Here is a 25,266-nt window from a genome sequence, read left to right as displayed (position 1 = left end):
GCCTCAGGCTATCGCTCGCGCCAGCAACACCACAATGATGGCGCCAACGGTCGCATGAATGATCTGCACGACCAGCAGATTTTGGATGCCGAGCGAGATGCCCAGCGCGTGAAACAGAAAGCCACCGACGAACGCACCGATGACGCCGCTCAGCAGGCAGCTGAGCAAACCGCCGCCGCCGACTACTAGGCTGGCGAGGAAGCCCGCCACGAGGCCGATCAGCAGGAATACGACCCAAGGCTGCGATAGAATTGACATGATAATCTCCTTTGCATTGGTCCGCTCCAATAGAGGGCGGCTTAGCGGTCTATCAAGCGTTCAGCGCGCGGCCGTAGGCGTCCAGCGATGCTTCCTTCATCGTCTCCGATACCGTCGGATGCGGGAAGATGGTGTGCATGAGCTCTTCTTCCGTCGTCTCCAGGTTCATCGCGATGACGAAGCCCTGGATAAGTTCGGTGACCTCGGCGCCGACCATGTGCGCGCCAAGCAATTCGCCCGTCTTGTTGTCGAAGATGACCTTGCAAAGCCCCTGGTCTTCGCCGAGCGCAATGGCCTTGCCGTTGGCAGCGAAAGGAAAGCGGCCGACGCGGATGTCGCGGCCGAGTTCCTTGGCCTTGGCTTCTGTAAGGCCGACCGATGCCACCTGCGGATTGCAGTAGGTGCAGCCGGGAACCTTGCTCTTGTCGGTGGCGTGGACATTCGGCAGTCCGGCGATCTTCTCGACGCAGACGACGCCTTCATGCTCGGCCTTATGGGCAAGCATCGGAGGACCCGCGACATCGCCGATCGCATAGATGCCGGGGACGTTGGTCTTGCCGTAGCCGTCGATGACAACGCAGCCGCGATCGGTCTTCACGCCGAGCGCTTCGAGACCGAGATTGTCGATATTGCCAACGACGCCGACGGCCGAAATCATCCGGTCGGCGGTGATCTGCTGGCTCTTGCCATCCTTGGTCTCGATGGTGGCGGTGATGCTGTCGGCTGATTTTTCGACTTTGGTGACCTTGGCGTCGAGGATGAACTTGAGGCCGCGCTTCTCGAGTTGCTTCTTGGCGATGGCGGAAATCTCGACATCTTCGACAGGCATGATCGAAGACATGACCTCGACGACGGTGACGTCGACGCCCATGGAACGATAGAAGCTGGCGAACTCGATGCCGATGGCGCCGGAGCCCATGACGAGCAGCGTCTTCGGCAGAGCCTGGGGCTTCATAGCCTCGAAATAGGTCCAGATGAGCTTGCCGTCCGGCTCGATGCCCGGCAACGCACGCGGACGAGCGCCGGTGGCGACGATGATGTGCTTGGCGTTGTAGGTGCCGTCTTCGCTCTTGATGTTCTTCGGCAGCGGGTTCTGCGGCTGAACGGCAGGCTTCTTCGACTTGGTGACGACGATCTCGCCGAGCTTGGTGATTTTCGCTTCACCCCAGATGACGTCGATCTTGTTCTTCTTCATCAGAAAGGCAACGCCGCCGGTCAGCCGCGCGGAAACGGCGCGCGAACGGGCGACGACTGCGGTCACGTCCGGCTTGACGGTGCCTTCGAGCACCAGGCCGTAATCTTTGAAATGGTTGGCGTGGTCCATCACCTCGGCCGAGCGAAGCAGCGCTTTGGTCGGGATACAGCCCCAGTTCAGGCAGATTCCACCGAGATGCTCGCGCTCGACGATCGCCGTCTTGAGGCCCAGTTGGGCTGCGCGGATCGCCGCCACGTAACCGCCGGGGCCGGAGCCGATGATAATGACGTCGTAGTTCTCTGCCATTTTAATTCCTGTCTTGTCGTTTCTTGTCGTTGCTGGCCGCACGAAAACCAGGGCCAGCCGAGAGATCAATCAAAGTCCAAGCATCATCCGCACGATCGGCTCGAGGCCGCGGCCAAGTGCCTTTGTATTTTCAACATCGAGGTGAACACCGTCGAGCGGTGTCGTGACGGCAACCGAGGCACCGTCGAAGAAGCCACAGCCCGTCTCGTCCGCCAGGTCGCGATAGAGCGTCGCCAGCTTCGGCGATTCTTCCACGCCGCCGGCAAACATCGCGGCAAATGGCGCATTGGCCGTTTCGCAGATGATCGGCGGCGCAACGATCAGGATTTCCGGGGCATCGTAGTCGAACGCCCAGTCGTGGTGGCGGATCAGCCCAACGAGCCGCCCCATCCCCTGGCAGGCGGCAAAGGCCGAACCGGCCAGCACCGGCTTCATGTCGTTGGTGCCGAGCAGGATGACGACGAGATCGACCGGCGCATGCGTCTCGAGGATGGTCGGCAGGATCCGCGCTCCATTGCGATCGCCATCGGCGAGATGGTCGTCGAAGGCCGTGGTGCGGCCATTCAGACCTTCCGCAATGACGCGAACCTTGCCGCCGAGTGCTTCCTGCAGCACGCTCGGCCAGCGGTTTTCGAATTCATGCCGACCGAGCGTGTCGGCATCGTAGCCCCAGGTCAGGGAGTCGCCGTAGCAAAGAACAGTTTTCATGGCAGTGCCTCCGGTTCCCCTACCCCTTGCGGGGAGGGGCTAGGGGTGGGGGTGGCAATCGCCGCTACGATTCGTCTCAGCACCAATGGCATGTCCAACATCACGTCCGTATTTGAGAACCGCATCACGCGAAAGCCTTCGCCTCGTAGATAAGTATCACGTACGGCATCACGCAAGCGCTGATCCCTATCGTCATGAATCTTGCCGTCAACCTCGATAATCAATCGTCGTCCAAGGCATACAAAATCCGCGACGTAGGGCCCGATAGCCATTTGCCTACGGAAATGTGTATCTTTTAATTCAGTCATCTCTCGGCGAAGGGCGGTCCAAAGACGGCGTTCTGCGTCGGTCATGAGCTTGCGCAGCTTGTGAGCATTCCGGGCAGCTGAGGCGCTGGGGGAATTTGGCTTGTCCCGATTCCATGCCATACAATGCCTTCCCTATGGAACCACCCCCACCCGTCCGCTGACGCGGACACCCTCCCCGCGAGGGGGAGGGAAATTCGCTAAACCAGCATGCCCATCGGGTTCTCGATGTAGCCCTTGAAGGCGGCGAGAAGCTGGGCGCCGAGGGCACCGTCAACGCTGCGATGATCGGTCGACAGCGTGACGCTCATCACGGTGGCGATCGCCATTTCGCCCTTCTTGACGATGACGCGCTGCTCGCCTGCGCCCACGGCCAGGATGGTCGAGTGCGGCGGGTTGATGACGGCGGCAAATTCCTTGACGCCCATCATGCCCATGTTCGAGACCGACGTCGTGCCGCCCTGGAACTCTTCCGGCTTCAGCTTGCGTTCCTTGGCCCGCTTGCCGAGGTCCTTCATCTCGTTGGAGATTGCAGACAACGTCTTCAGCTCGGCCTTGCGGATGATCGGCGTGATCAGGCCGCCCGGGATGGAGACGGCGACGCCGACGTCCACGTGCTTGTGCTTGACCATGGCGTTCTCGGTCCACGACACGTTGGCATCCGGGACATCGCGGAGCGCAAGTGCCATCGCCTTGATGATCATGTCGTTGACCGACAGCTTGTAGGCCGGCGCGCTGTCCTTGCGCGGTGCGGCATCGTTGAGCTGCGCGCGCAACGCCATCAGCGCATCGAGATTGCAATCCACCGTGACATAGAAATGCGGGATGGTCTGCTTGGATTCGACCAGACGCTTGGCGATGATCTTGCGCATGTTGTCATGCGGCACAAGCTCGTAGGAGCCGGCTTCGAACAGCTTCATGACGGCTTCGTCCGACGCACCCTTCGGCAGGCTCGCGGCTGGGGCCGATGCAGCTGTTGCAGACGGTGCGGAGGCCGCTTTGGCGCCGCCACCAGCTACCGCAGCTTCGACATCGCTCTTGACGACGCGACCATGCGGGCCGGAGCCGGCCACTGCCGACACATCAATTCCGGCTTCCTTCGCCAGGCGACGGGCAAGCGGCGACGAGAAGGTCCGGGCGCCGCTGGCAGCTGCAGGAGCGGCCTTCGGCGCAGCAGGTGCTGCGGCAGCGACCGCCGGCGCATCCGCCTTGACGGCTTCCTCGGCCTTGGAGGCAGGTGCAGCTTCCGACTTCGGCGCGGACGCTGCAGCCGGGGCTGCGGAACCCGCACCGCTCGCAGCAGCACCGACGTCCTCGCCATCGGCGGCCAGTATGGCGATCAACGCGTTGACCTTGACGCCCTGAGTACCGGCGGCAACGACGAGCTTGGCAACGGTGCCCTCGTCGATTGCCTCGACTTCCATGGTGGCCTTGTCGGTTTCAATCTCGGCCAGCACGTCGCCGGACTTGACCTGATCGCCTTCCTTGACCAGCCACTTGGAGAGCGTACCCTCTTCCATGGTCGGCGACAGGGCAGGCATGGTGATGTTGATAGGCATCGAAAGACCTTCCCCTTATTTGTAGCAGACGGCTTTCACCGCATCGACGACTTCGCCGACGTTCGGAAGGGCCAGCTTTTCGAGATTGGCGGCGTAGGGCATCGGAACGTCCTTGCCGGCGATCGTCAGGATCGGCGCATCGAGGTAGTCGAAAGCCTGCTGCATGACGCGGGTGGCGATTTCGGTACCGACCGAGTTCTGCGGATAGCCTTCCTCGACGGTGACGAGGCGACCGGTCTTCTTCACCGATTCGATAACGGTCGGCAGATCCATCGGACGCAGCGTGCGCAGATCGATCAGTTCGACGTCGATGCCGAGCTGTTCGAGTTCGGCGACAGCCTTGACCGCGTAGGTCATGCCGATGCCGAACGAAACGATCGTCACGTCCTTGCCGGTACGGTGGATACGGGCCTTGCCGATCGGCAGCACGAAGTTGTCCATCTTCGGCACATCGAAATGCTGGCCGTAGAGGATTTCATTCTCGAGGAAGACCACCGGGTTAGGATCGCGGATTGCAGCCTTCAGAAGGCCCTTGGCGTCGGCTGCCGTGTACGGCATGACAACCTTGAGGCCCGGGATCTGGCTGTACCAGGCAGAGTAGTCCTGGCTATGCTGGGCACCGACGCGGGCAGCCGCACCATTCGGGCCACGGAAGACGATCGGCGCACCCATCTGGCCGCCGGACATATAGAGCGTCTTGGCAGCCGAGTTGATGATCTGGTCGATGGCCTGCATGGCGAAGTTGAACGTCATGAACTCGACGATCGGCTTCAGACCTGACATGGCGGCACCGACGCCGATACCGGCAAAGCCGTGCTCGGTGATCGGGGTATCGATAACGCGGCGGGCGCCGAATTCCTGCAGCAACCCTTGCGTCACCTTGTACGCGCCCTGGTACTCGGCCACTTCCTCGCCCATGACAAAGACGTTATCGTCAGCGCGCATTTCTTCGGCCATGGCGTCGCGGAGTGCGTCGCGTACGGTCGTCGAGACCATTTCGGTGCCGGCCGGGATGTCCGGATCGGCAGCGATATGAGCCTTTGGCTGGGCCGGTACCTTGCTGTCGGCGCGGGCCGTCGGCTCATCGGCCGATTGGCGGGCCTTGCCGCCGGCGTCGTTGCTGGTCGCAGCCGGCGTGTCGGCATCGGCCTTGGGGGCCGCAGCCTCTTCGGTGTCCGAACCGGCGCTCATGGCGTCGGTGCTTTCACCTTCGGCCAGCAGGATCGCGATCTTGGCATTGACCTTGACGCCCTGGGTGCCTTCGGCGACCAGGAGCTTGCCGATCGTGCCTTCGTCGACGGCTTCGACTTCCATCGTCGCCTTGTCGGTTTCAATTTCGGCAATGACGTCGCCGGAGGTGACCTTGTCACCTTCCTTCTTCAGCCATTTGGACAGTGTGCCTTCTTCCATCGTCGGAGAGAGGGCGGGCATCAGGATATCGATAGGCATGGGTTCCCTCCCCGATCAGAGCAGAATGTCTGTATAGAGCGCGGATGCATCCGGCTCCGGCTCGGACTGGGCGAAATCGGCACTGTCAGCAACGATATCGCGAACATCCTTGTCGATCGCTTTCAGATCGTCTTCGGATGCCCAGCCCTTTCCGACCAGGCGCAAGCGCACCTGCTCGATCGGATCATGTTCTGAGCGCATCTTCTGCACTTCGTCCTTGGAGCGATACTTCGCCGGGTCGGACATCGAATGGCCGCGATAACGGTAGGTCAGCATTTCGAGAATGATCGGGCCCTTGCCGGACCGGCAATGCTGGAGCGCCTCGTCGGCTGCCGCCTTGACGGCGCGCACATCCATGCCATCGACCTGCATACCGGGAATGCCGAAGCCCGAACCGCGAAGCGAATAGTTGGACTGCGCCGTCGCGCGGGCCGAGGACGTGCCCATGGCGTAGTGGTTGTTCTCGATGATATAGACGATCGGCAGCTTCCAGAGAGCAGCCATATTGAAGCTCTCGTAGACCTGGCCCTGGTTGGCAGCACCGTCACCGAAATAGGCGACAGAGACGCTGTCATTGCCACGGTATTTGTTGGCGAAAGCGAGCCCGGTGCCGAGCGAAACCTGCGCGCCGACGATACCGTGACCGCCGTAGAAATGCTTCTCTTTCGAGAACATGTGCATCGAGCCGCCCTTGCCGTGCGAATAGCCGCTGCTGCGACCAGTCAGTTCGGCCATGACGCCACGCGCTTCCATGCCGCAAGCGAGCATGTGGCCGTGGTCGCGATAGGCCGTGATGACCTGATCGCCTTCCTTCTGGGCCATCTGCATGCCGACGACGACAGCTTCCTGGCCGATGTAGAGGTGACAGAATCCGCCGATGAACCCCATGCCGTACAACTGTCCGGCCTTTTCCTCGAAACGCCGGATGAGCAGCATTTCGCGGTAGGCTTTCAGCTCTTCGTCGCGATCGAAATCGGCGATAGGACCGCCGTTGGTTTCAACACGTGCTGACTTGGACGTTTTCCGGTTGGAAACGGACGCGATTTTCGGCGCCATTCAACCCTCCCCTGTGTGATAAGCATCGATCAATGGTGACGCGTAACATAGGGAAGATTAACAGATGCAGCAATGCCATAAACGCATGGCTAGTATTCGATATAAGTCACTGAAAAATAAATAAAATCTTCGATTAACTGAAATTCAGTTAATCGCGCTATTTGTTGAAGATGACGATTTCGTCGGCCTTGGAATAATCGAGCTGGTAACGGGCCTTTTCATCAAGCATGTCCTTGTCGAGCGATCCGTCGCTGAGCAGGGCAACCTCCTTTTCAAGGTGCTGTCGCTTAGCAACGAGATCGGCCAGATCCTTGGAGCGGGCCAGTCGCTGCTGCTCGAAGACTTCGGTCGCCCGCAGGCCGTAGTCGCCATGGACGCAGTGGTAGCCGAAATAGGATACGAAGGCGACGGTGATGGATGGAAGAACCAGGTGACCGAGCCGCTTCTTCTTATGATATTTTGTCCACATGCCGTTTGCCCATACGCTGTACCCGTGTGAGCGACACTAGACGGCAGAGATTAACCGTCCGTTGACCGTGTTGCGAGATCGACTAAAAAACCGCGCCCGAAGGCGCGGTTGGTAGAAAAGCGGATGCGTCTGGTATCAGCCGCGCAGGATGGACGTGCCGGCGTAGCGGGCCTGCGGACCGAGCATTTCCTCGATGCGGATCAGCTGGTTGTACTTGGCAAGACGGTCCGAGCGCGACAGCGAGCCGGTTTTGATCTGGCCGCAGTTGGTGGCGACCGCGAGATCGGCAATCGTCGAATCCTCGGTTTCGCCGGAGCGGTGCGACATGACGGCGGTGTAGCCGGCCTTGTGGGCCGTTTCGACGGCGTCGAGCGTTTCGGTCAGCGTGCCGATCTGGTTGACCTTAACGAGGATCGAGTTGGCGACGCCCATCTTGATGCCGTCGCGAAGGCGCGAGGAGTTGGTGACGAAAAGGTCGTCGCCAACCAGCTGGGTGGTCTTGCCGGCAAGCTCGGTCAGCGTCTTCCAGCCTTCCCAATCGTCTTCGGACATGCCGTCTTCGATCGACAGGATCGGATACTTGGCAGCGAGTTCGGCAAGGTATTCAGCCATGGCGCCCGGCTCCAGCGTGCGGCCTTCGCCTTCGAGAACGTACTTGCCGTCCTTGAAGAACTCGGTCGCAGCGCAATCGAGGCCGAGGTAGATGTCTTCGCCGGGACGATAGCCGGCCTTCTCGATCGACTTCATGATGAAGTCCAGGGCTTCCGGCGCGCTCTTCAGGCCCGGTGCGAAACCGCCTTCGTCGCCGACATTGGTGTTATGACCCTGGGCCGACAGCTCCTTCTTCAGCACGTGGAAAACTTCGGAGCCCATGCGGACGGCATCGGAGAAGGTTTCTGCACCGACGGGGAGAATCATGAATTCCTGGAAGTCGATCGGGTTGTCGGCGTGGGCACCGCCGTTGATGATGTTCATCATCGGCACAGGCAGAAGGCTGGCATAAGCGCCGCCGACGTAGCGATAGAGCGGCAAGTCGGCGCTCTGGGCAGCGGCCTTGGCGACGGCGAGCGATACACCGAGGATGGCGTTGGCGCCGAGGCGGGACTTGTTGGCCGTGCCATCCAGCTCAATCATCAGGTTGTCGATCTGGATCTGGTTTTCAGCATCGAGACCGCCGATGGCCTCAAAAATCTCGGTATCGACGGCTTCTACAGCCTTTTCGACGCCCTTGCCGTGGTAACGCGAGCCACCATCGCGCAATTCGACTGCCTCGTGGGCACCTGTCGAGGCGCCCGACGGGACTGCGGCGCGACCCATGCTGCCGTCTTCCAGATATACGTCGACTTCGACAGTCGGGTTGCCGCGGCTGTCGAGAATCTCGCGGGCGATAATGTCGGTGATTGCGGTCATGGCTGGTTCCTGCTCGCTGGTTATAATCGATTGAAATCTCTAAATCGAAGGCGTGACAATTACAATGCCATCACGCGCTTCGAATGAGGGAACGTCATAGCCGACTAAACCAAGATCATGTCAGCCTGTTGAACGCTCCCGCAGATGCTAGGCCTTGGCGATGGCGTCGAATGCCAGTAGCTTTTCGAGCAGCTGCGGCATGTCTTTCAGATGCACCATGTTGGGGCCATCGGACGGCGCATGGTCGGGATCCTCGTGGGTTTCGATAAAGACGCCGGCGACGCCGACGGCAACGGCCGCGCGGGCAAGGGTTTCCACGAATTCGCGCTGGCCGCCTGACGATGCGCCCTGGCCACCGGGCTGCTGCACGGAGTGGGTAGCATCGAAGATCACCGGAGCGCCCATCGCCGCCATGATCGGCAGCGAGCGCATATCGGAGACCAGCGTATTGTAGCCGAAGGAGGCTCCGCGTTCGCAGAGCAGGATATTCGGGTTTCCGCTGTCGTTAAGCTTGGCCAGCACGTTCTTCATGTCCCAGGGGGCGAGGAACTGACCCTTCTTGACGTTGATGATGCGGCCGGTCTTGGCGGCAGCGACCAGAAGATCGGTCTGGCGCGACAGGAAAGCCGGGATCTGCAGGACATCCACGGTCTTGGCGACAAGCGCGCACTGCTCTTCCGTGTGGATGTCGGTGAGCACCGGGAAACCGTATTCCTGCTTCAGATCGGCGAAGATCTCCAGAGCCGCTTCCAGCCCAAGGCCGCGCTGGGCGGACAGGGATGTGCGGTTGGCCTTGTCGAAGGACGACTTGTAGACGAGCCCGATACCGAGCGAGGCGCAGAGTTCCTTGAGCTTGCCGGCTATCGTGAAGGCATGGTCGCGGCTCTCCATCTGGCAGGGACCGGCAATCAGCGAGAGGCGCTTGCTGTTGGAGAAAGTGACCTTGCCGGGGCCTTCGCCGGCGACCACGTCCGAATTTGTCGAATGGCTCATGCTGTCTCCTCGAAGGCAAACAATGCCCCCTGCCCGGGAGCGGCCTTCACCAGAATAGTGTTGCTCTTGCGTGTGTAGGTCACGCCGTTACCAGCCAAATGCGCTTCTGTCACGGAAAGATCGCGAACGGCAAAGACGATTGCCCGCCCCCGCAGGCCCGGATCTTCACCGGATGGCGCCACCTCATAGAAGGCCTCCATCCCCTCGCCGCTCAAGATGTCGATTTCCACATTGGCCGACGATGCTGTGATGCCAAAGGAATGCGGAGCGATTGCGGCACCATTGCCAACTTCGCTGATGAGCCCGGAAAACGCCTCCGGACTGGCGGAGGACAGTACAATGCGCGAAATGCCGAGAACGCCGTTCGGATGCCTCTCCAGCGCGCTGCGATCCGTCGGCATCGCATTGATGCGCTCGCAGGTGAAAACGAAGAAATCCGGGGCACGCAAATCTGCAGCGAAGGCAAGTCGAAAGCCGGCGATCGATTCGGACCCGTCCGGCATGCGCAACGGCCTTTCGAACTCGAGGATCTTGCCGCCCGAGACCCCGCTGTCGAGAAAGCGCTGCTGGTCGCTTTCAGCATTGCCGGTTGCGAAGGCAATGGAGGAAAAACCATCGTCGCCGACGCGAAACCGGAAAGCCTGGTCGCGCGCGACGAAGACATTGCCGGCCAGCGCCGACGCCTCGCACTCCGAGAGACTGGCAATGCCGAGTGGCTCGAGATAGGTCTTGTCGGCAAAGAAAACGCAAGCATTTTCAGTACCAAAGGGATGCCGTGCATCGGCAGCGACAGTGAAGCCGACCTTGCTCAGCCGCTGGCGCGCAGAGGCTATATCACAGGTCGGCAGGACCAGATGGTCGATCGGGTAGGCTGCTGTCATGGTTTGTCTCCACCCTGCGAAGCCGTCAGCGACCGCAGCGCGACATGATCTTCCAAAAACGCGATTATTCCAACGGCGTTCACAAAGATTTAGTCACTTGCGGAACACATATGGAACAGATAGTGTCCGTTCTGGCTTTGTTTCGCACTTGGAGCACGAAAAACGATGTTGACGCGCAAGCAACAGGAACTGCTTCTCTTCATTCACGAACGAATGAAAGAGTCCGGCGTGCCGCCTTCTTTCGATGAAATGAAGGATGCGCTGGATCTGGCGTCGAAATCAGGCATCCATCGGCTGATCACGGCGCTGGAGGAACGCGGCTTCATTCGCCGCCTGCCGAACCGGGCGCGTGCCATCGAGGTCATCAAGCTTCCCGAGGCCTATAACCCGAATGCGCAGCCACGGCGCGGCTTTTCGCCGAGCGTCATCGAAGGCAGCCTTGGCAAGACGCCGGCTGTTGCCGCAGCGCCGACAAAGCCCGCAGTCGACGACCGCAGCGGCTCCGTCTCGCTGCCGGTCATGGGCCGAATCGCTGCCGGTGTTCCCATTGCCGCGATCCAGAACAACACCCACGACATCATGGTTCCAGCCGACATGGTCGGCGCCGGCGAGCATTACGCGCTCGAGGTGCGAGGCGATTCGATGATCGAGGCCGGCATCTTCGACGGCGATACGGTGATCATCCGAAATGCCAGTACGGCGAGCCCCGGCGACATCATCGTCGCCCTCGTCGATGACGAGGACGCCACGCTCAAGCGCTTTCGCCGCAAAGGTGCCTCCATTGCACTCGAGGCAGCCAACCCGGCCTACGAGACCCGCATCTTCGGCCCGGACAGGGTGAAGATCCAGGGGCGGCTTGTCGGCCTCATCCGCCGGTATCACTGACCGGTGACGTGGCGTCGGTACCGGTGAAAGCGGGCTTTCGCCAGTCGTAGGCTCGATGCCTCTCCCATGGACGGTCAAGGGCGCTGAACGCGGTGATGAACTCTGGCTTAGGAGAGCTTAAGTTGACCTCTATGGAACCTGTTTTGCGTAACGAAGCGCCGGTGTAGAGCACTGCACCGGACCGACAGCGATCAAGGCGAAGTTTGACCGGCGTGATGACAATGTCGGCGGTATCGCAGGCCGGCCCCAGATAAGCCGCGTCGGAGATAGTCACCAGCATCGCGCCCGTCTCGAGCATGGCAACGCACCAATCGCGACCATGGCAGGCAAACCCGCCGTCGACCGCATTGTCCAGAGCAGTTTCCATTGCTGACCGCAATGTGGCCTGATGCTCCGCATCCATACGGGTCGAGGGGCGGCCACGAACGGAATGGGACGGGGTCGAGTTGTCCGGCGGCAGCATTTGCGGCGGCGTATCCTCTGACACCAGCAGGGCTCGCTGCCATTGCTGATAGATAAAATCCGGGGGGCGTTCGCGGTTGCGCTCGAGGCGCCCCTGCCGGAACAGGGCGACGAGTTCGCCATCCTCCGAAATCAGCAGTTCCGATTTCTGGAGAGACGGTTGGAAGGCGGCGAAGGTCACCGAGGCTGCAATCAGCAACGCGCCGGCATGGCGCATAGGCGTCCGCAGCACCGTCATCAGCAGGAAGCCGGCAATAATGGTCGGGAAAAGTCCGGCAGGCAGGCGCGCGAAGGGCACATTGCCACCCCATGCCGCCACCGTCTTTGCGATGACCATGACGATATCGAGTCCCCACCCGGTGACTAGCCAGAATACGCCGTCTAGGCCGAAAGGCATCATCAGCATGGCAAGCATGCCGATCGGCATGACGATGAATGACACCACCGGCATGGCGGCAAGGTTGGCAACGAGGCCATAGGTCGCCAGCCTGTGAAAATGCTCAATCGAAAAGATCGCCGTCGACGCGCCGCCGATGAACGATGTCATGGCGACGCCTGTGAAGAAGCGGCTGACCGCCCGCACCGGCATCGGTGCCCGGAAAGCGGCAAACCGCCGCTCGCGGGGCGGACGTCCCTTCCATAGCGAATAGCCGGATACAAGGGCGATGGTCGCCGCATAGGACATCTGGAAACTCGGGCCGAGGATCTGCGACGGCGAGAGCACCAGGATGGCGATGGCCGATAGGGCGACATTGCGCAGGCTGAAGGATGGTCTGTCGAACAGCACCGCGACCAGCATGATCGCCATCATGATGAAGGCCCGTTCGGCCGATACCCCGAAGCCGGAAATGAAATAATAGGCGGTGACGGTGATCAGCGCACCGACGGCTGCAATTTTCTTGGTCGGAAAAGCCTGCGCCAATCCGGGAAACAGGCTCAGTACATGCCGGAGGCCGACATAGAAGATACCGGCCGACAAAGCCATATTCAGTCCCGAGATGGCGATGATATGGGCGAGGCCGGACACCCTTAGGGCATCCGTCGTTTCCGGCGAAATCGCCCGACGTTCGTCGTTGACCAGCGAAGCCGCGAAGGCGCCGGTGTCGCCGGGCAGGATCGAGCGGATTCGGTCTCCGATATGGCCGCGCAGCCCAGTCAGCCAGCGGTCGATCCTTTGGAGCGTGGTTCGCTCGCTGGTGTCGTCGACGCTGGCCATCATCAGTTGCGGCGTACCGTAGAAGAAACCGTTGGCACCGGTGCCTTCGAAATAGGCAGTGAACGCAAAATCGTGGAGGCCGGGCAGCGCAGGGCCTGCTGGCGGGCTTAACCGGGCCCTGCCCTCAACCACATCTCCGAGTTCGAACGGTACATCCTGGCCGCGCACAAGAAGGGATATCTGCTCCGGTGGCCGCCGAACGACAGGCGCGTCTGTCGCCAGCAGATCCAGCACGTAGCGCCACCGCCCTTTATCGTCCACTTCGCGGCGCTGAACTTGGCCGGTGATGGTGGTGGTCACGGGCGAGTCCAGCATGATCGTCGAGGCCCGCCACGTCTCCCACTCAGCGAGAAGCATGCCGAGCAGGCCCAGCGCCGCAGCGAACGCCAGATGCCGCAGCATCGGGCTCAGATTGTGTTTCAGGAGGCAAACGGCGGCGAGCACGAGGAAGCCCGCCGCAATGCCCGTCAGCGGCGGATTGCCCGGCAACTCGAACCAGATAATCGCGCCGCAGCCGATATAGACGGGCGCAAACAGCATCGCGCGACCGTGGGCGGCCTCTTCCGCAAGCATGCCGGCGGTAGCGATTCGCCACCCGTTGAGCGAAAGGGCAGCGCGCTTCGGCCACGGCACGGCGTGTTGCGTGCGGGCAGGCATCCGTCCAAGCTTGGCAACGGCGTTGACAGTGGCGCGCGACCGCTCGGCGAGGCCGAGAAATACCTGGCGGTGACCTTGCCTCTCGCGCGCGTCCAACTCTGCCATTCGCCCGTCAGCCCTGCCCGCAATCGTCAAGCTCGGGGTATTTTTGCAACCTTTGCTCGAATAATTCAACTAAAATCGATTGAAATGCCTGCCGTAGGAAGGTCGCTTCTGGAATGCCGAAGAACGTGCTTTAAAGGCATCGCAATCATGGCGCAGGCGCTGCCCAAAAGTTGATACCGCGATGCACAAATACCGGTCAGGGTAACTTGGCATTAGCGTCTGGATCATATAGCTAATCTTTAGACGCTTAACCCTTTGGTGCTTTTTTAAGGCACCAACCCGCCAAATCTTGGAGGCTCTCATGACGGAACAAAGCGCGAAACTGACCTGGGGTGATAAGACTGTCGATCTGCCGGTGAAGGCCGGTACCATCGGCCCGAGCGTCCTCGACATTGGCGCACTCTACAAGAATACCGCTTCCTTCACCTACGACCCCGGCTTCACCTCGACCGCATCGTGCGAATCCAAGATCACCTATATCGACGGTGACGAAGGCGTTCTGCTGCATCGCGGCTACCCCATCGAGCAGCTGGCTGAAAAGGGTGACTTCCTGGAAGTCTGCTACCTGCTTCTCTACGGCGAACTGCCGACGGCTGCCCAGAAGAAGGATTTCGACGACCGCGTCGTTCATCACACGATGGTGCATGAACAGATGACGCGCTTCTTCACCGGCTTCCGCCGCGATGCACATCCCATGGCTGTGATGTGCGGTTGCGTTGGTGCGCTGTCGGCCTTCTATCATGATTCAACCGACATCACGGATCCGCACCAGCGCATGGTCGCGAGCCTCAGGATGATCGCCAAGATGCCGACGCTTGCCGCGATGGCGTACAAGTATCATATCGGCCAGCCTTTCGTGTATCCGAAGAACGATCTCGACTATGCGTCGAATTTTCTGCGCATGTGTTTTGCTGTTCCTTGCGAAGAGTTCGAAGTCAATCCGGTTCTCGCCCGTGCGATGGACCGCATCTTCATCCTGCACGCCGATCACGAGCAGAACGCCTCGACATCGACGGTCCGCCTCGCCGGCTCTTCGGGCGCAAACCCGTTTGCCTGTATCGCGGCCGGCATCGCCTGCCTCTGGGGCCCTGCCCACGGCGGCGCCAACGAAGCTGCCCTGATGATGCTGCAGGAAATCGGCACTGTCGATCGCATCCCCGAGTACGTCGCTCGCGCCAAGGACAAGAACGATCCTTTCCGCCTCATGGGCTTTGGCCACCGCGTCTACAAGAACTACGATCCGCGCGCCAAGATCATGCAGAAGACGATGTATGAGGTGCTGGAAGCGACCGGCAATGCCGGCGATCCGCTGATGCAGGTTGCCCTGGAGCTCGAAAAGATCGCTCTGAACGACCCCTACTTCATCGAAAAGAAGCTGTATCCGAACGTCGACTTCTATTCGGGCATCACCCTGCGCGCGCTGGGCTTCCCGACGGAAATGTTCACCGTCCTGTTCGCACTCGCGCGTACCGTCGGCTGGATCGCTCAGTGGAACGAGATGATCGAAGATCCGCAGCAGCGCATCGGCCGTCCTCGCCAGCTCTACACGGGCGAACCGAAGCGCGATTACACACCGGTCGACGGCCGCTAAAAAGCGTCTTCGGCTTCATAAAAAAAACCCGCTCAGGAATGGGCGGGTTTTTTGTTGTCCAGAACTTCGAGCACGATGGATGCAGCTTTTTCGCCGGGTGGGATCTCGGTCTGCATCCGGTGCCAGACGAGGTCGAAGCCCTCGATCATCGCGCGGCGCTGCTGGGTGTCGCTCGACAGGCGTTCCAGCCAGCGGGACAGCAGCCCCGGCAGCAGCATCTCGTTGATCTGCTCCGGCACGATGACATAATCGGCGATCAGGTTGGGCAGCGCAGCGGTCCATGTCTTTATCCGCTTGTGCAGCAGCTTGACGATGAAATCCGTGCTGTAGGTCGAGATGACCGGCACACCCGTCAGGCCGAGTTCCAGAATCACTGTCCCCGACGCCGCCATCGCTGCATCGGCTGACGCGAAGGCCTGCCACTTGGCACCAGTCCCGACGACGATCTCGGGCTTGATCTCCCAATCCGCAACCAGCTTGCGAACCAAATCTTCGCGTCGGGCGACTGTCGGCGTGACGAATCGCATGTTTTTATTACGCCGGCTAAGCTCATCGACAGTCCGGCGAAAGAACGGTATCAGGTGATTTATTTCGGACGACCGTGAGCCGGGTAATAATAATATGGTTCGCGTGTCGGCCTGGTCGAGGGGCGGACGAATAGCCCGCTGCTGGCGCGCGTCGACCAGACCGGCATCCGTCACCAGGCGGTGACCGACGTAGGTCGTCGGCGGCCCGCCGAGACGTTTCATGACTTCCGGCTCGAACGGCAGGACAGCCAGGACGTGATCGACGTAAGCGAGCATCGCTGTGGCGCGATATTCTTTCCAGGCCCAGACGCTCGGGCAAACATATTGGACAATCGGCAGGTCGGGCAGCGCCTTGCGAACCCGCTTGGCCACCCGGTGGGTAAAATCCGGGCTGTCGATGATCACGAGAACATCGGGCCTTGCGGCGATGATGGCCTTTGCCGTTTCGCCGATAAGGGCAATCAGCCGCGGCAACTTGGCGATCACCTGGGTGAACCCCATCAGCGACAGTTCGGAGAAATCGTACAGCGACTTCAGGCCTTGCGCCTCCAGTCCGTCGCCACCGACGCCGACGAGCTCGAGCGGTCGCGTCGTCTGCAGGCGCAGGGCAGCAACGAGATCGGCGCCCAGCAGATCGCCGGAGACTTCCCCGGCAATGATGGCGACCTTCAGGGGCGCATTGTTCACTGGAGACCTCCTGCAGGCAGGCCGCGGTCGATGCCGAACAAAAACAGGCCGGCCTCATTGGCTGCGTCGATCGTTGCCTTGCGCTCGAGTATCAGCGCACGCCCGGCCTCGACAGCGACGCCACCGAGACCAGCAGCCTTGGCGTTGAGGATGGTCGATACGCCGATGGAGGGCAGATCGGCGCGCAGGTCCTGCTGCGGCTTGCAAAGCTTCACCAGCACGCCCCGTCGGCGGTGCGATATGCGTCCCGCTGCTCGCAGGCCTGCGACGCGCTCGATCATCTGGTCCGTGCCCTCGACGCCCTCGAGCGCGACGATGCGTCCGCCGACGCTGACAGCGCCCTGTCCCACATCCAGCATGCCGAGCGCATCGGCTGCCCTGGCTGCTTGTTTGATGTCTCGCATGTCATCCTCGGACGGTGCATGGCTGCCAAGCGTGCCGGTTGTCGCCAGCAGATCGGGGGCGATGTCGTGGGCACCGATGACCTTGCGGCCTTTGACCTCGAGCAGGCCGATCACCATCTTCAGCACGGTATCGTCTCCGCCGGACAGCAGCGTCTTGACCACTCGCGGCATTCGCACCAACGATTGCCAGGTTGGCCGTATCTCGCACCATTCCGGGCGCCGGGCAACGCTGCCTGACATCACGATACGGCGCACATCGTAGCGATCGAAAAGCGCCTCGAATCCCTTGAAGTCACCGACGCCGAGCAGCGCGTGGTCGTAGTCGCTCCAGTCGCGGAGAACCTCGTCCTTCAATACGACGATAACCGGGTTTTCGCCCGCCTGTCGGGCGGCCTCGGCGAGATAAGCTGGCAGAAAGCCGCTGCCGGCGATGATCGCCAGGCGCCCCTTGCCGTCGTTCCCGCTATCGTCCACGTCAGTTCTTGTTGCCGCGATGCGGCGACGAAAGGGCGCGATCGCTATCAGCGGCGATAAAGTCGAGGATTTCCATCACCTCGGCGCAATCGGCAAACTCGGTGCGGATTGCAGCCGCATTTTCGCGGATCGAACCCTCGCCCTCGAACACCGCCTTGAAGGCGCGACGGACCATATGAATGATCGGCCGCTCGATACCCGCACGCGTCATACCGACGACGTTAAGGCCGCCCAATATCCCGGGGTTGCCGTTCAGCATGCCGTAGGGGATGACATCGTAATTGACTGCCGAGAGACCACCGATGAAAGCCTGGCGGCCGATGCGGGTGAACTGATGCACGGCGCAGCCTCCGCCCAGGATGGCGCGGTCGCCGATCACCACATGGCCTGCAAGCATGACGTTGTTGGACATGATCACGTTGTTGCCGACCCGGCAATCATGGGCGACGTGCGAGTTGGCGAGAAACAGGTTGTTGTTGCCGACAATCGTCTCGCCGCCAAATTCAGCCGTGCCAGCGTTCATCGTCACGCCCTCGCGGATCGTGCAGTTGTCGCCAACCGTCAGGCTGGTGTCCTCGCCGCCGTGATGGACACTCTGCGGATCACCGCCGACGACGGCCATGGGGAAGATTTTGCAGCCTTTGCCGAGGGTCGTGCGGCCGGTGACGACAGCATTGTTGAAAAGCTGGACATTGTCACCCAGCACGACCTTGTGTCCGACGAAGCAGAAAGGCCCGATAGAGACGCCCTCGCCCAGCACGGCGCCATCTTCGACGATGGCCATCGGGTGGATAATGGCGCTCTTTGCTATGCCGCTCATGATTCTTCCTTGCGCACGATCATCGCGCCGATATCGGCCTCGGCAACCTTGGTGCCGTCAACTTTTGCATCACAATGAAACTTCCAGATATTGCCACGCTGGCGCTGTTTCACAACGTGAAACTCAACGCGGTCGCCAGGCACGACCGGCTTGCGGAAGCGCGCATTGTCGATGGTCATGAAGTAGACGAGGCTGCCACTCTGGCCTTCCTTGCGGGCGCAGATAGCGCCGGCGGTCTGGGCCATGCCTTCGATCAGCAGGACGCCAGGCATGATCGGCTGATCCGGAAAATGCCCAGTGAAATGCGGTTCGTTGGCGGTGACGTTCTTGATCCCAATTGCGGAGTTGTCGCCATCGATCTCGATGATCTTGTCAACGAGGAGAAACGGATAGCGGTGCGGCAGCAATTTCATGATCTCGAGAATATCGGCCGATCCGAGCTCGGTCCCGGGGTGATCAGTCATCCTTGCCATCCCGTGCCTTCTTGCGGCTTCCAATCTTAGCCATGGTCTCCGCCATCTCCCTTAGAAAATCCTTGATCGGCCGCGCCGGAACGCCGCCGTAGCGACCACCAGGCGCCAGATCGAATATAACGCCGCTACCGGCAGCAAGTTGCGCACCGTCTCCGACATGGATGTGACCGGCAACCCCGGCCTGTCCGCCGATCTGTACGCCGTCGCCGATGCGAGCGCTGCCGGCGATGCCGACCTGGCTGACAATCGCTGTATGGCGCCCTATGCGGACGTTGTGGCCGATCTGCGCCTGATTGTCGATCTTCGTTCCTTCGCCGATGACGGTGTCGTCCATCGTGCCGCGGTCGATCGTCGTGTTGGCGCCGATCTCGACGTGATCCTGGATGATGACGCGCCCGACCTGGACGATCTTCAGCATGCCGGCCGGACCGGGGGCATAGCCGAAACCATCCTGGCCGATGCGCGCACCGTTATGAATGATGACGTTGTTGCCTACATAGGCACAAAGAACGCTGGCCCCAGCACTGATCGAGCAATTCCGGCCAATCTTGACGCCAGCGCCGATAATGGCACCTGCGCCGATCCGCGTCCCCGCGCCGATCTCGGCATCTGCCCCGATAACCGCCATCGGCTCGACCAGCACACCGGCCTCGAGCCGTGCGGTGGGATCGACGAAAGAGGACGGCGAGATGCCGCTCTCAGCTGTGCCGACTGTTACGGCCCGCATTGCAGCAGGGTGCAGCAAGGCACCGGCAATGGCGAAGGCAGCATGGGGCTTTGAGGATAGTATGATCGGCACGTGTTGCGGAATGATCGACTGCATCGACGCATCGCAGATGATGGCGGAGGCTTTGCAGGTCTTCAACTCATCCATGTTCTTGCGGGAAAGAATATAGCAAACGTCGCCTTCAGCTGCCCGGTATACGGGGGCTACAGAACGAACGACACGGTCTGAAAACTTCTCATCGGCAACAACCGCCCCAAGATGATTGGCCAGCTCCCGAAGGCTGACCCCAGCATGGGGCGGGAAAAAACGGTTATGTTCCATAAACAACAGCTCCAGGACGGTATTCTAACCCGTGGGTCTGGGCCTGCCGATATCAGAACTGGTTGGCAATGCCAAACCGGAACTGCTGAACCTTGTCGTAACTCTGCTTCATGACAGGCTGCGCATAGTCGACGCGCAGCACACCGAAGGGCGAGGCCCAGATGATGCCGAGGCCGAGCGATGCACGGATCGAGCTATCGCTGTTGACGCTATCGCCAGAGGTGTCGACCTTGTTACCCGTGAGGGTACCAGCGTCGGCAAAGGCTGCAGCGCGCAGGCCGATGTCCTGCGGAACGCCAGGCATTGGAACGCTGGCTTCAGCAGAGGCCGTGAAGTATGTCGTGCCGCCCAACGGGTCCTTGTCGCCATTCGATGTGCGTGGGCCAATACCCGTGTTCTCGAAGCCGCGGATTTCACGACCGCCGATCTGGAACTGGTCGAAGACGTTCAGCTTGCCGTTCGTAGGCAGCACGTAGCCGGCACCGAGCGTCAGAGATCCGATGATGTCGGCTTCGTCGCTCAGCGTCTTAACGAAGCGCGCCTTGCCGCTGATCTTGTAGAAGTTCGAGTCGCCGCCGAGGCCTGCAAACTCATGCGTCAGCTTGGCGATGATACCGTCGCGAGGAAGGTTCTGATCGTCGAGCGTGTTGTAGGTGAATGTCTGCGACACCGACGACTGCGTCCAAGGACCGTCGTTGATGAGGTTCTGGTACGTGTTTGACAGGTGATCTTCCCAGTCATTGGTACCCTTATAATCGATATGCTTGTAGTTGTAGCGAAGGGTCGTGGCCAGGTCTTCGGTGATCGGCGCGGTCACGCGGAGCGAGAAGCCGGCTTCGCTGTAGTCGTAGTAATCGTCGCTCGACGTCTGGTTCTTGAAGATGTCGAAACCAGCGGCCAGGCGGTAGCCGAGGAAATAGGGCTCGGTGAACGAGATGTTGTAGGTGCGCGAGCCTTCTGTGCCGGCGCCCGCAGCGATGCGGATGTACTGGCCGCGACCGAGGAAGTTCTTTTCCTCGACGGAGGCTTCGAGCAGGATCCCGCCGTTGTTGCCGACAGAGTAGCCTGCACCGACGCCGAACGAACCGGTCGACTGGTCGATCACGTTGACGACGATGACGACGCGGTCAGGCGCGCTGCCCGGTGCCGTCGTGATGTTGACGCTCGTGAAATAACCGAGAGCATCGAGGCGACGCTTGGCGCGGGTGATCATTTCCTGATTGAACGCATCGCCTTCGTTCAGGTCGAATTCGCGACGGATGACGTAATCGCGGGTGCGGGTGTTGCCGCGGATTTCGATGCGCTCGACATAGGCGCGTTCACCCTGGTCGACCAGATATTCCACAGCGATCGTGTTGTTCTGGAAGTTGCGCGTGCCACGCGGCGTGACGCGGGCAAAGGGATATCCAGCAGCAGCAACGCGCTTGGAGATCGCCTCGATCGACTTCTGGATGTTCTTGGCGTTGTAGACTTCGCCGGTAGACGTTGAGATCAGGCCCTTGAGTTCGTCGGCATTGACGCCGTCGACCGTCGACACGACAGAGATGTCGCCGAAGGTGTAACGAGGACCTTCCTCGACAGCAAAGTTCATGGTGTAGGCGTTTGTCTGCTCGTCCAGCGTCGCGTCCGAGGACACGATGCGGAAGTCGGCATAGCCGTGATTGTAATAGAACTGGCGCAGCGTGTCTTCGTCGGCATGCTGCTTGTCGGCGCTGTAGACGTCCTTGCGGGTCAGGAACGACAGGAAGTTGGTCTTCTTCGTCGCGATAACCGACGCAAGGCGACCATCGCCATAGGCCTGGTTACCCGTGAAGTTGATCTTGTCGATCTTCGTACGGTCGCCTTCGTTGACGACAAAAGCGATGTTGACGCGGCCGGGGGCCACGTTGACGACCTGCGTCGTCACGGTCACTTCGTTGCGACCGATGACTGCGTAGGCTTCCTTGATGGTCTTGATATCGTCATTGACGATGTTCTGATCGAAAGGACCCGAAGCATGCGTCTTGACGACGCCCTGCAGCTTGTCATCCTTGATCTTGCGATTGCCGTTGAAAACCACCGCGTTGACGATCTGGTTTTCCTTGACGGAAACGACGAGCGTGCCGCCGGAAACATTGATGTGGACGTCGGAGAAGTAACCCGTCGCGTAAAGCTGCTTTACGGAGTCATCGACGTCGGAACTGGTGAAACTAACACCGGGCTTGATCGTTATGTTGTCGCGAACAGCGTCCGCGCCAGAGCGGGATGCCCCGCGAACGTCGACCTTCTGGATGACAGCTGCTTCCGCGACAGAGGCGGATGCAAGGGTAAGGACGCCTGCGCCCGAAGCAACAATACCAGCAGACAGCGCAACCGCCGATACTGCGTTCAAAAACTTTGAACCAGCCTTCATGTACTTCTTACCTTTTCTCAGTCGTTCCTGATGTCGAGCAAACTCGATTCCGGCCACGTGTGTCGTTTTACCCGCTTTTAGCCTACAAGCAAGCGCGCGGGTTAATTTCTGTTTACTTCATTTGGAAACGTGTCTCATTCGCCACTACAGCTTTGAAACATCGTAAATAAAGCATTATTTCCGCTGTCCTGCCCTCATCCGATCAGGGCGCTGATATCGTTCCAGGTTGCGAAAACCATCAACGACAACACCATGAACAAACCGATGCGGAAAGCGACATCCTGCGCGCCGGCCCCAAGCGGTTTTCCCCTTACCGCCTCAATCGCATAGAACATCAGGTGGCCGCCATCAAGTACCGGTACAGGCATTAGGTTCAACAACCCAATGGAAACCGACAGAACGGCAGCCAACTGTAGCACGGCTGCAATACCCAGCGACGCCATCTGGCCGGAGGCCTGGGCGACGCGGATGGGGCCGCCGAGCTGATCCGCCTTCATGTAGCCGCCAAGAAGATTGCCGATATATTCGAACGTTCCGGTGACGATGTGCCCCGTCTGCCTCACACCTTCGGCCACTGCGCCGAGTGGTGTGAAGCTTTCCTTGCGAAAATGGCCCATCTCCTGGTTGGTGACGATGCCGATGATGCCGACTTCCATCTTGTTGCCGAACTGGTCGGTCATGACGGTCGAAAGCGGAACCATCGGGAAGTCGCGTTTTTCGCCACGCCGTTCGACGGTCACGACAATGTTGCGGCCCGGGCGGATGCTGACATAGCGGCGAACGTCGTCGAATGTCGTGACCTTGTCGCCGTCAATTGCCACAAGGAGGTCGCCTGGCTTGATCCCCGCCTGGGCGGCCGCGCTATCCGGCTTGACCTCAGCTACCACAGGGTCGGCAACCTGGCGGCCGTATATGGCAAACAGGACGGAGAAGATGGCAATCGCCAGAATAAAATTGGCAATGGGACCAGCTGCCACCGTGGCGGCACGCTTCCAGAGCGCGGCACCGACGAAGGACTGGGCACGTTCGGCCTCGCTCATGGCGTAGACCGCATCGATGTCCGGCTTGCTGGAGGCGTCCTGGTCACCGAAGAATTTTACATAGCCGCCGAGCGGGATTGCCGAGAGTTTCCAGCGGGTGCCGTGGCTGTCCGTATAGCCGGCAATCTCCGGGCCGAACCCGACGGAGAATGCCAGGATGCGGATGCCGGACCATCGGCCGACGAGGTAGTGGCCCATCTCATGGACGAACACCAGCAGCGATAGCACCAGCACGAAGGGCAGGATGTAGCCTACGAGGAAGCTGACGATGCTCATTATGCTGCCCATGAACGTATCCTGTATGTTTTGATTTCAGACACCCAGCAATACGCCGCCCAAGGACGACATCTCGCCTCCCGCCATCAACGACAGCACGATAGCCAACAAGAAGCCTGCAAAACAAGCGAAAACGAGGCCGTCGGCACGATCCATCACGCCACCATGTCCGGGAATGATATGGCCGGAGTCCTTGACGCCGAAACGACGCTTGATGAAGGACTCGAAGAGGTCGCCAGCCTGGCTGCAGACCGACAGCAGGAGAGCCACCAGTACCACCCGGAGCCCTGTGCCGGGGAAGAAGCACCAGACGACTGCCGGGCCTATGATCACAGCCGCAAGAGTGCCGCCTGCGGCTCCGGACCACGTCTTGCCGGGGGAAATGCGCGGCGCAAACTTCGGCCCACGCAGCGCGCGGCCGACGAAGTAGGCAAGGATGTCGGTTGCCCAGACGGTCGCAAAAATGAACAGCATCAATACGAAGCCGAGGAAGTCGTCGTCGCGGATTTCCGACATGGCGATGACCGTCAGGCCCGCGTAGACGATGCCGGCCGGCAACCACCAGCTTTTTTTTCGGGCCGCAACGAGGCCCATGCCGAGGACCGTGAAAAGCAGCAGCGCGCCGACCGCATAGACCGATTCTCGCGCCAGCGTGGCGATGACAATGACGACGACCGCGAGCCAGCCTAGGGCAGCTCCCGGAAAGTCGCGATCTCGCAGGCCGGTGATGGTCGACCACTCGTAGTAGATGAGGAGCCCTATGACCGATGCCAGCAGCCGGAACGCCGAGCCGCCGTGCCAGGTGGCCAACAGGACCACGACTGCCATGACGACGCCCGATATAATTCGAAGCCTGAGTTCGCGGCTCATTTAGAGACCCACGGCGGCGGTCGGCTTGGCCGACAGGGCCCCGAAGCGGCGATCACGGGCGGCGTAGCGCTCGAGTGCGGACAGGAACAGGGCGCGGCTGAAATCCGGCCAGTAGTCCGGCACAAACATGAACTCGGAATAGGCAGCCTGCCAGAGCAGGAAGTTGGAGAGCCGCTCCTCGCCGCTGGTGCGGATGATGAGGTCAGGGTCGGGAATTCCGGCCGTATCCAGCCGCCCGTCGATCAGTGCCGCCGTAATATCCTGCGGCCGCAAGCGTCCCGCCTCGACATCCTTGGCAAGACTGACAACGGCGCGGGCGATTTCGTCGCGGGAGCCATAATTGAAGGCGATGACCAGCGTCAGCGCTGTGTTATTCTTGGTTGTCTCTTCGGCTTCGATCAACAGCGGCAGGATGTCGCCCCGCAGGTTCTGGCGATCGCCGATAACGCGGATGCGGACATTCTGCCGGTGTAACTCGCTGAGGTCGCGACGGATGAATGCCTTCAGAAGCCCAAGCAGGTCCGTGACCTCGGCCTCTGGGCGGCGCCAGTTTTCCGAAGAAAATGCGAACAGCGTCAGGTACTTGATACCAACATCGCCAGCAGCGCGCACGGTCTCGCGGACTGCGTCGACGCCCTTGCGATGCCCCATGGTGCGCGGCAGGCCGCGCGCACTGGCCCAGCGGCCGTTGCCGTCCATGATGATGGCGACGTGCTCGGGGACTACCATAAGGCTAGACTCTGACATGGG

Annotated in this window: 23 protein-coding genes; 2 read left to right on the top strand and 21 right to left on the bottom strand. The window is 60.6% G+C overall.

Features of this window, described 5'->3' with window-relative positions:
• Positions 1-3: 3 nt before the first annotated feature.
• The 11 genes from J5274_RS12205 to J5274_RS12155 form a co-directional block, all read right to left on the bottom strand.
• A complete protein-coding gene (locus J5274_RS12205; protein WP_142822569.1) occupies positions 4-258 on the bottom strand; it encodes a GlsB/YeaQ/YmgE family stress response membrane protein in 255 nt (84 codons plus the stop codon).
• Between the two features lie 52 nt (positions 259-310).
• Positions 311-1,759 carry a dihydrolipoyl dehydrogenase gene (gene lpdA, locus J5274_RS12200; RefSeq protein WP_142822567.1) on the bottom strand — a complete coding sequence of 483 codons (1,449 nt, stop codon included), beginning with the start codon at positions 1,757-1,759 and terminating at the stop codon, positions 311-313.
• A gap of 69 nt (positions 1,760-1,828) precedes the next feature.
• The gene (locus tag J5274_RS12195) at positions 1,829-2,467 is read right to left on the bottom strand and encodes an SGNH/GDSL hydrolase family protein (protein ID WP_142822565.1); all 639 of its coding nucleotides are present in this window, start codon (positions 2,465-2,467) and stop codon (positions 1,829-1,831) included.
• Positions 2,464-2,895, bottom strand: coding sequence for an endonuclease domain-containing protein (locus tag J5274_RS29345; protein ID WP_111215554.1), 432 nt, complete (start codon positions 2,893-2,895; stop codon positions 2,464-2,466). The genes J5274_RS12195 and J5274_RS29345 overlap by 4 nt, the downstream gene beginning before the upstream one ends.
• A 77-nt stretch (positions 2,896-2,972) precedes the next feature.
• Positions 2,973-4,331 (bottom strand): pyruvate dehydrogenase complex dihydrolipoamide acetyltransferase, encoded by a 1,359-nt coding sequence (locus J5274_RS12185; protein WP_142822563.1) that lies wholly within the window; start codon positions 4,329-4,331, stop codon positions 2,973-2,975.
• 15 nt (positions 4,332-4,346) lie between these two features.
• Positions 4,347-5,780, bottom strand: coding sequence for a pyruvate dehydrogenase complex E1 component subunit beta (locus tag J5274_RS12180; protein WP_142822562.1), 1,434 nt, complete (start codon positions 5,778-5,780; stop codon positions 4,347-4,349).
• A gap of 15 nt (positions 5,781-5,795) precedes the next feature.
• Positions 5,796-6,836: a pyruvate dehydrogenase (acetyl-transferring) E1 component subunit alpha gene (gene pdhA, locus J5274_RS12175; protein WP_142822560.1), complete on the bottom strand. Its 1,041-nt coding sequence runs from the start codon at positions 6,834-6,836 to the stop codon at positions 5,796-5,798.
• Between the two features lie 157 nt (positions 6,837-6,993).
• Positions 6,994-7,305, bottom strand: a complete 312-nt coding sequence (locus J5274_RS12170; RefSeq protein WP_219274611.1) for a septum formation initiator family protein — start codon at positions 7,303-7,305, stop codon at positions 6,994-6,996.
• Positions 7,306-7,440: 135 nt separating this feature from the next.
• Complete coding sequence (gene eno / locus J5274_RS12165) at positions 7,441-8,715, bottom strand: phosphopyruvate hydratase (RefSeq protein WP_142822558.1); 1,275 nt, start codon at positions 8,713-8,715, stop codon at positions 7,441-7,443.
• 147 nt (positions 8,716-8,862) lie between these two features.
• Entirely contained in the window at positions 8,863-9,708 is an 846-nt protein-coding gene (gene kdsA / locus J5274_RS12160; protein ID WP_142822556.1) for a 3-deoxy-8-phosphooctulonate synthase, read from the bottom strand.
• Positions 9,705-10,589 (bottom strand): VOC family protein, encoded by an 885-nt coding sequence (locus J5274_RS12155; RefSeq protein WP_142822555.1) that lies wholly within the window; start codon positions 10,587-10,589, stop codon positions 9,705-9,707. Before J5274_RS12155 ends, kdsA begins: the two co-directional genes overlap by 4 nt.
• A 165-nt stretch (positions 10,590-10,754) precedes the next feature.
• Here J5274_RS12155 and lexA point away from each other — a divergent pair, with 165 nt between their 5' ends.
• Positions 10,755-11,474 (top strand): transcriptional repressor LexA, encoded by a 720-nt coding sequence (gene lexA / locus J5274_RS12150; protein WP_219274610.1) that lies wholly within the window; start codon positions 10,755-10,757, stop codon positions 11,472-11,474.
• On the opposite strand, the gene J5274_RS12145 is transcribed toward lexA, so the two are convergent.
• Positions 11,455-13,914, bottom strand: a complete 2,460-nt coding sequence (locus J5274_RS12145; protein WP_219274609.1) for a ComEC/Rec2 family competence protein — start codon at positions 13,912-13,914, stop codon at positions 11,455-11,457. The genes lexA and J5274_RS12145 overlap by 20 nt on opposite strands.
• A gap of 301 nt (positions 13,915-14,215) precedes the next feature.
• On the opposite strand from J5274_RS12145, the gene gltA reads away from it, so the two are divergent.
• Entirely contained in the window at positions 14,216-15,505 is a 1,290-nt protein-coding gene (gene gltA / locus J5274_RS12140) for a citrate synthase (RefSeq protein ID WP_219274608.1), read from the top strand.
• 32 nt (positions 15,506-15,537) lie between these two features.
• Here the strand turns inward: gltA and lpxB are convergent, their stop codons facing one another.
• The 9 genes from lpxB to J5274_RS12095 form a co-directional block, all read right to left on the bottom strand.
• Positions 15,538-16,719, bottom strand: a complete 1,182-nt coding sequence (gene lpxB, locus J5274_RS12135; protein ID WP_219274607.1) for a lipid-A-disaccharide synthase — start codon at positions 16,717-16,719, stop codon at positions 15,538-15,540.
• The gene (locus tag J5274_RS12130; RefSeq protein WP_142822545.1) at positions 16,716-17,597 is read right to left on the bottom strand and encodes an LpxI family protein; all 882 of its coding nucleotides are present in this window, start codon (positions 17,595-17,597) and stop codon (positions 16,716-16,718) included. The genes lpxB and J5274_RS12130 overlap by 4 nt, the downstream gene beginning before the upstream one ends.
• Before the next feature lies 1 nt (position 17,598).
• Positions 17,599-18,417 (bottom strand): acyl-ACP--UDP-N-acetylglucosamine O-acyltransferase, encoded by an 819-nt coding sequence (gene lpxA, locus J5274_RS12125; protein WP_142822544.1) that lies wholly within the window; start codon positions 18,415-18,417, stop codon positions 17,599-17,601.
• On the bottom strand, positions 18,414-18,881 hold the full coding sequence (gene fabZ, locus J5274_RS12120; protein WP_142822542.1) for a 3-hydroxyacyl-ACP dehydratase FabZ: 468 nt from the start codon (positions 18,879-18,881) through the stop codon (positions 18,414-18,416). The genes lpxA and fabZ overlap by 4 nt, the downstream gene beginning before the upstream one ends.
• The gene (gene lpxD / locus J5274_RS12115) at positions 18,874-19,938 is read right to left on the bottom strand and encodes a UDP-3-O-(3-hydroxymyristoyl)glucosamine N-acyltransferase (RefSeq protein ID WP_142822540.1); all 1,065 of its coding nucleotides are present in this window, start codon (positions 19,936-19,938) and stop codon (positions 18,874-18,876) included. Before lpxD ends, fabZ begins: the two co-directional genes overlap by 8 nt.
• Positions 19,939-19,990: 52 nt before the next feature.
• Complete coding sequence (gene bamA / locus J5274_RS12110; protein WP_142822538.1) at positions 19,991-22,330, bottom strand: outer membrane protein assembly factor BamA; 2,340 nt, start codon at positions 22,328-22,330, stop codon at positions 19,991-19,993.
• A gap of 194 nt (positions 22,331-22,524) precedes the next feature.
• Positions 22,525-23,658, bottom strand: coding sequence for an RIP metalloprotease RseP (rseP, locus tag J5274_RS12105; protein WP_219274606.1), 1,134 nt, complete (start codon positions 23,656-23,658; stop codon positions 22,525-22,527).
• A 24-nt stretch (positions 23,659-23,682) separates the two neighbouring features.
• Positions 23,683-24,516, bottom strand: a complete 834-nt coding sequence (locus J5274_RS12100) for a phosphatidate cytidylyltransferase (protein ID WP_142822536.1) — start codon at positions 24,514-24,516, stop codon at positions 23,683-23,685.
• On the bottom strand, positions 24,517-25,263 hold the full coding sequence (locus J5274_RS12095; protein ID WP_142822534.1) for an isoprenyl transferase: 747 nt from the start codon (positions 25,261-25,263) through the stop codon (positions 24,517-24,519). It abuts the gene before it with no gap.
• Positions 25,264-25,266 lie beyond the last annotated feature (3 nt).

This window comes from Rhizobium sp. L51/94, assembly GCF_019355555.1.
Taxonomy (GTDB): Bacteria; Pseudomonadota; Alphaproteobacteria; order Rhizobiales; family Rhizobiaceae; genus Rhizobium; species Rhizobium rhododendri.
This window is presented reverse-complemented; position numbering and strand designations above follow the sequence as displayed.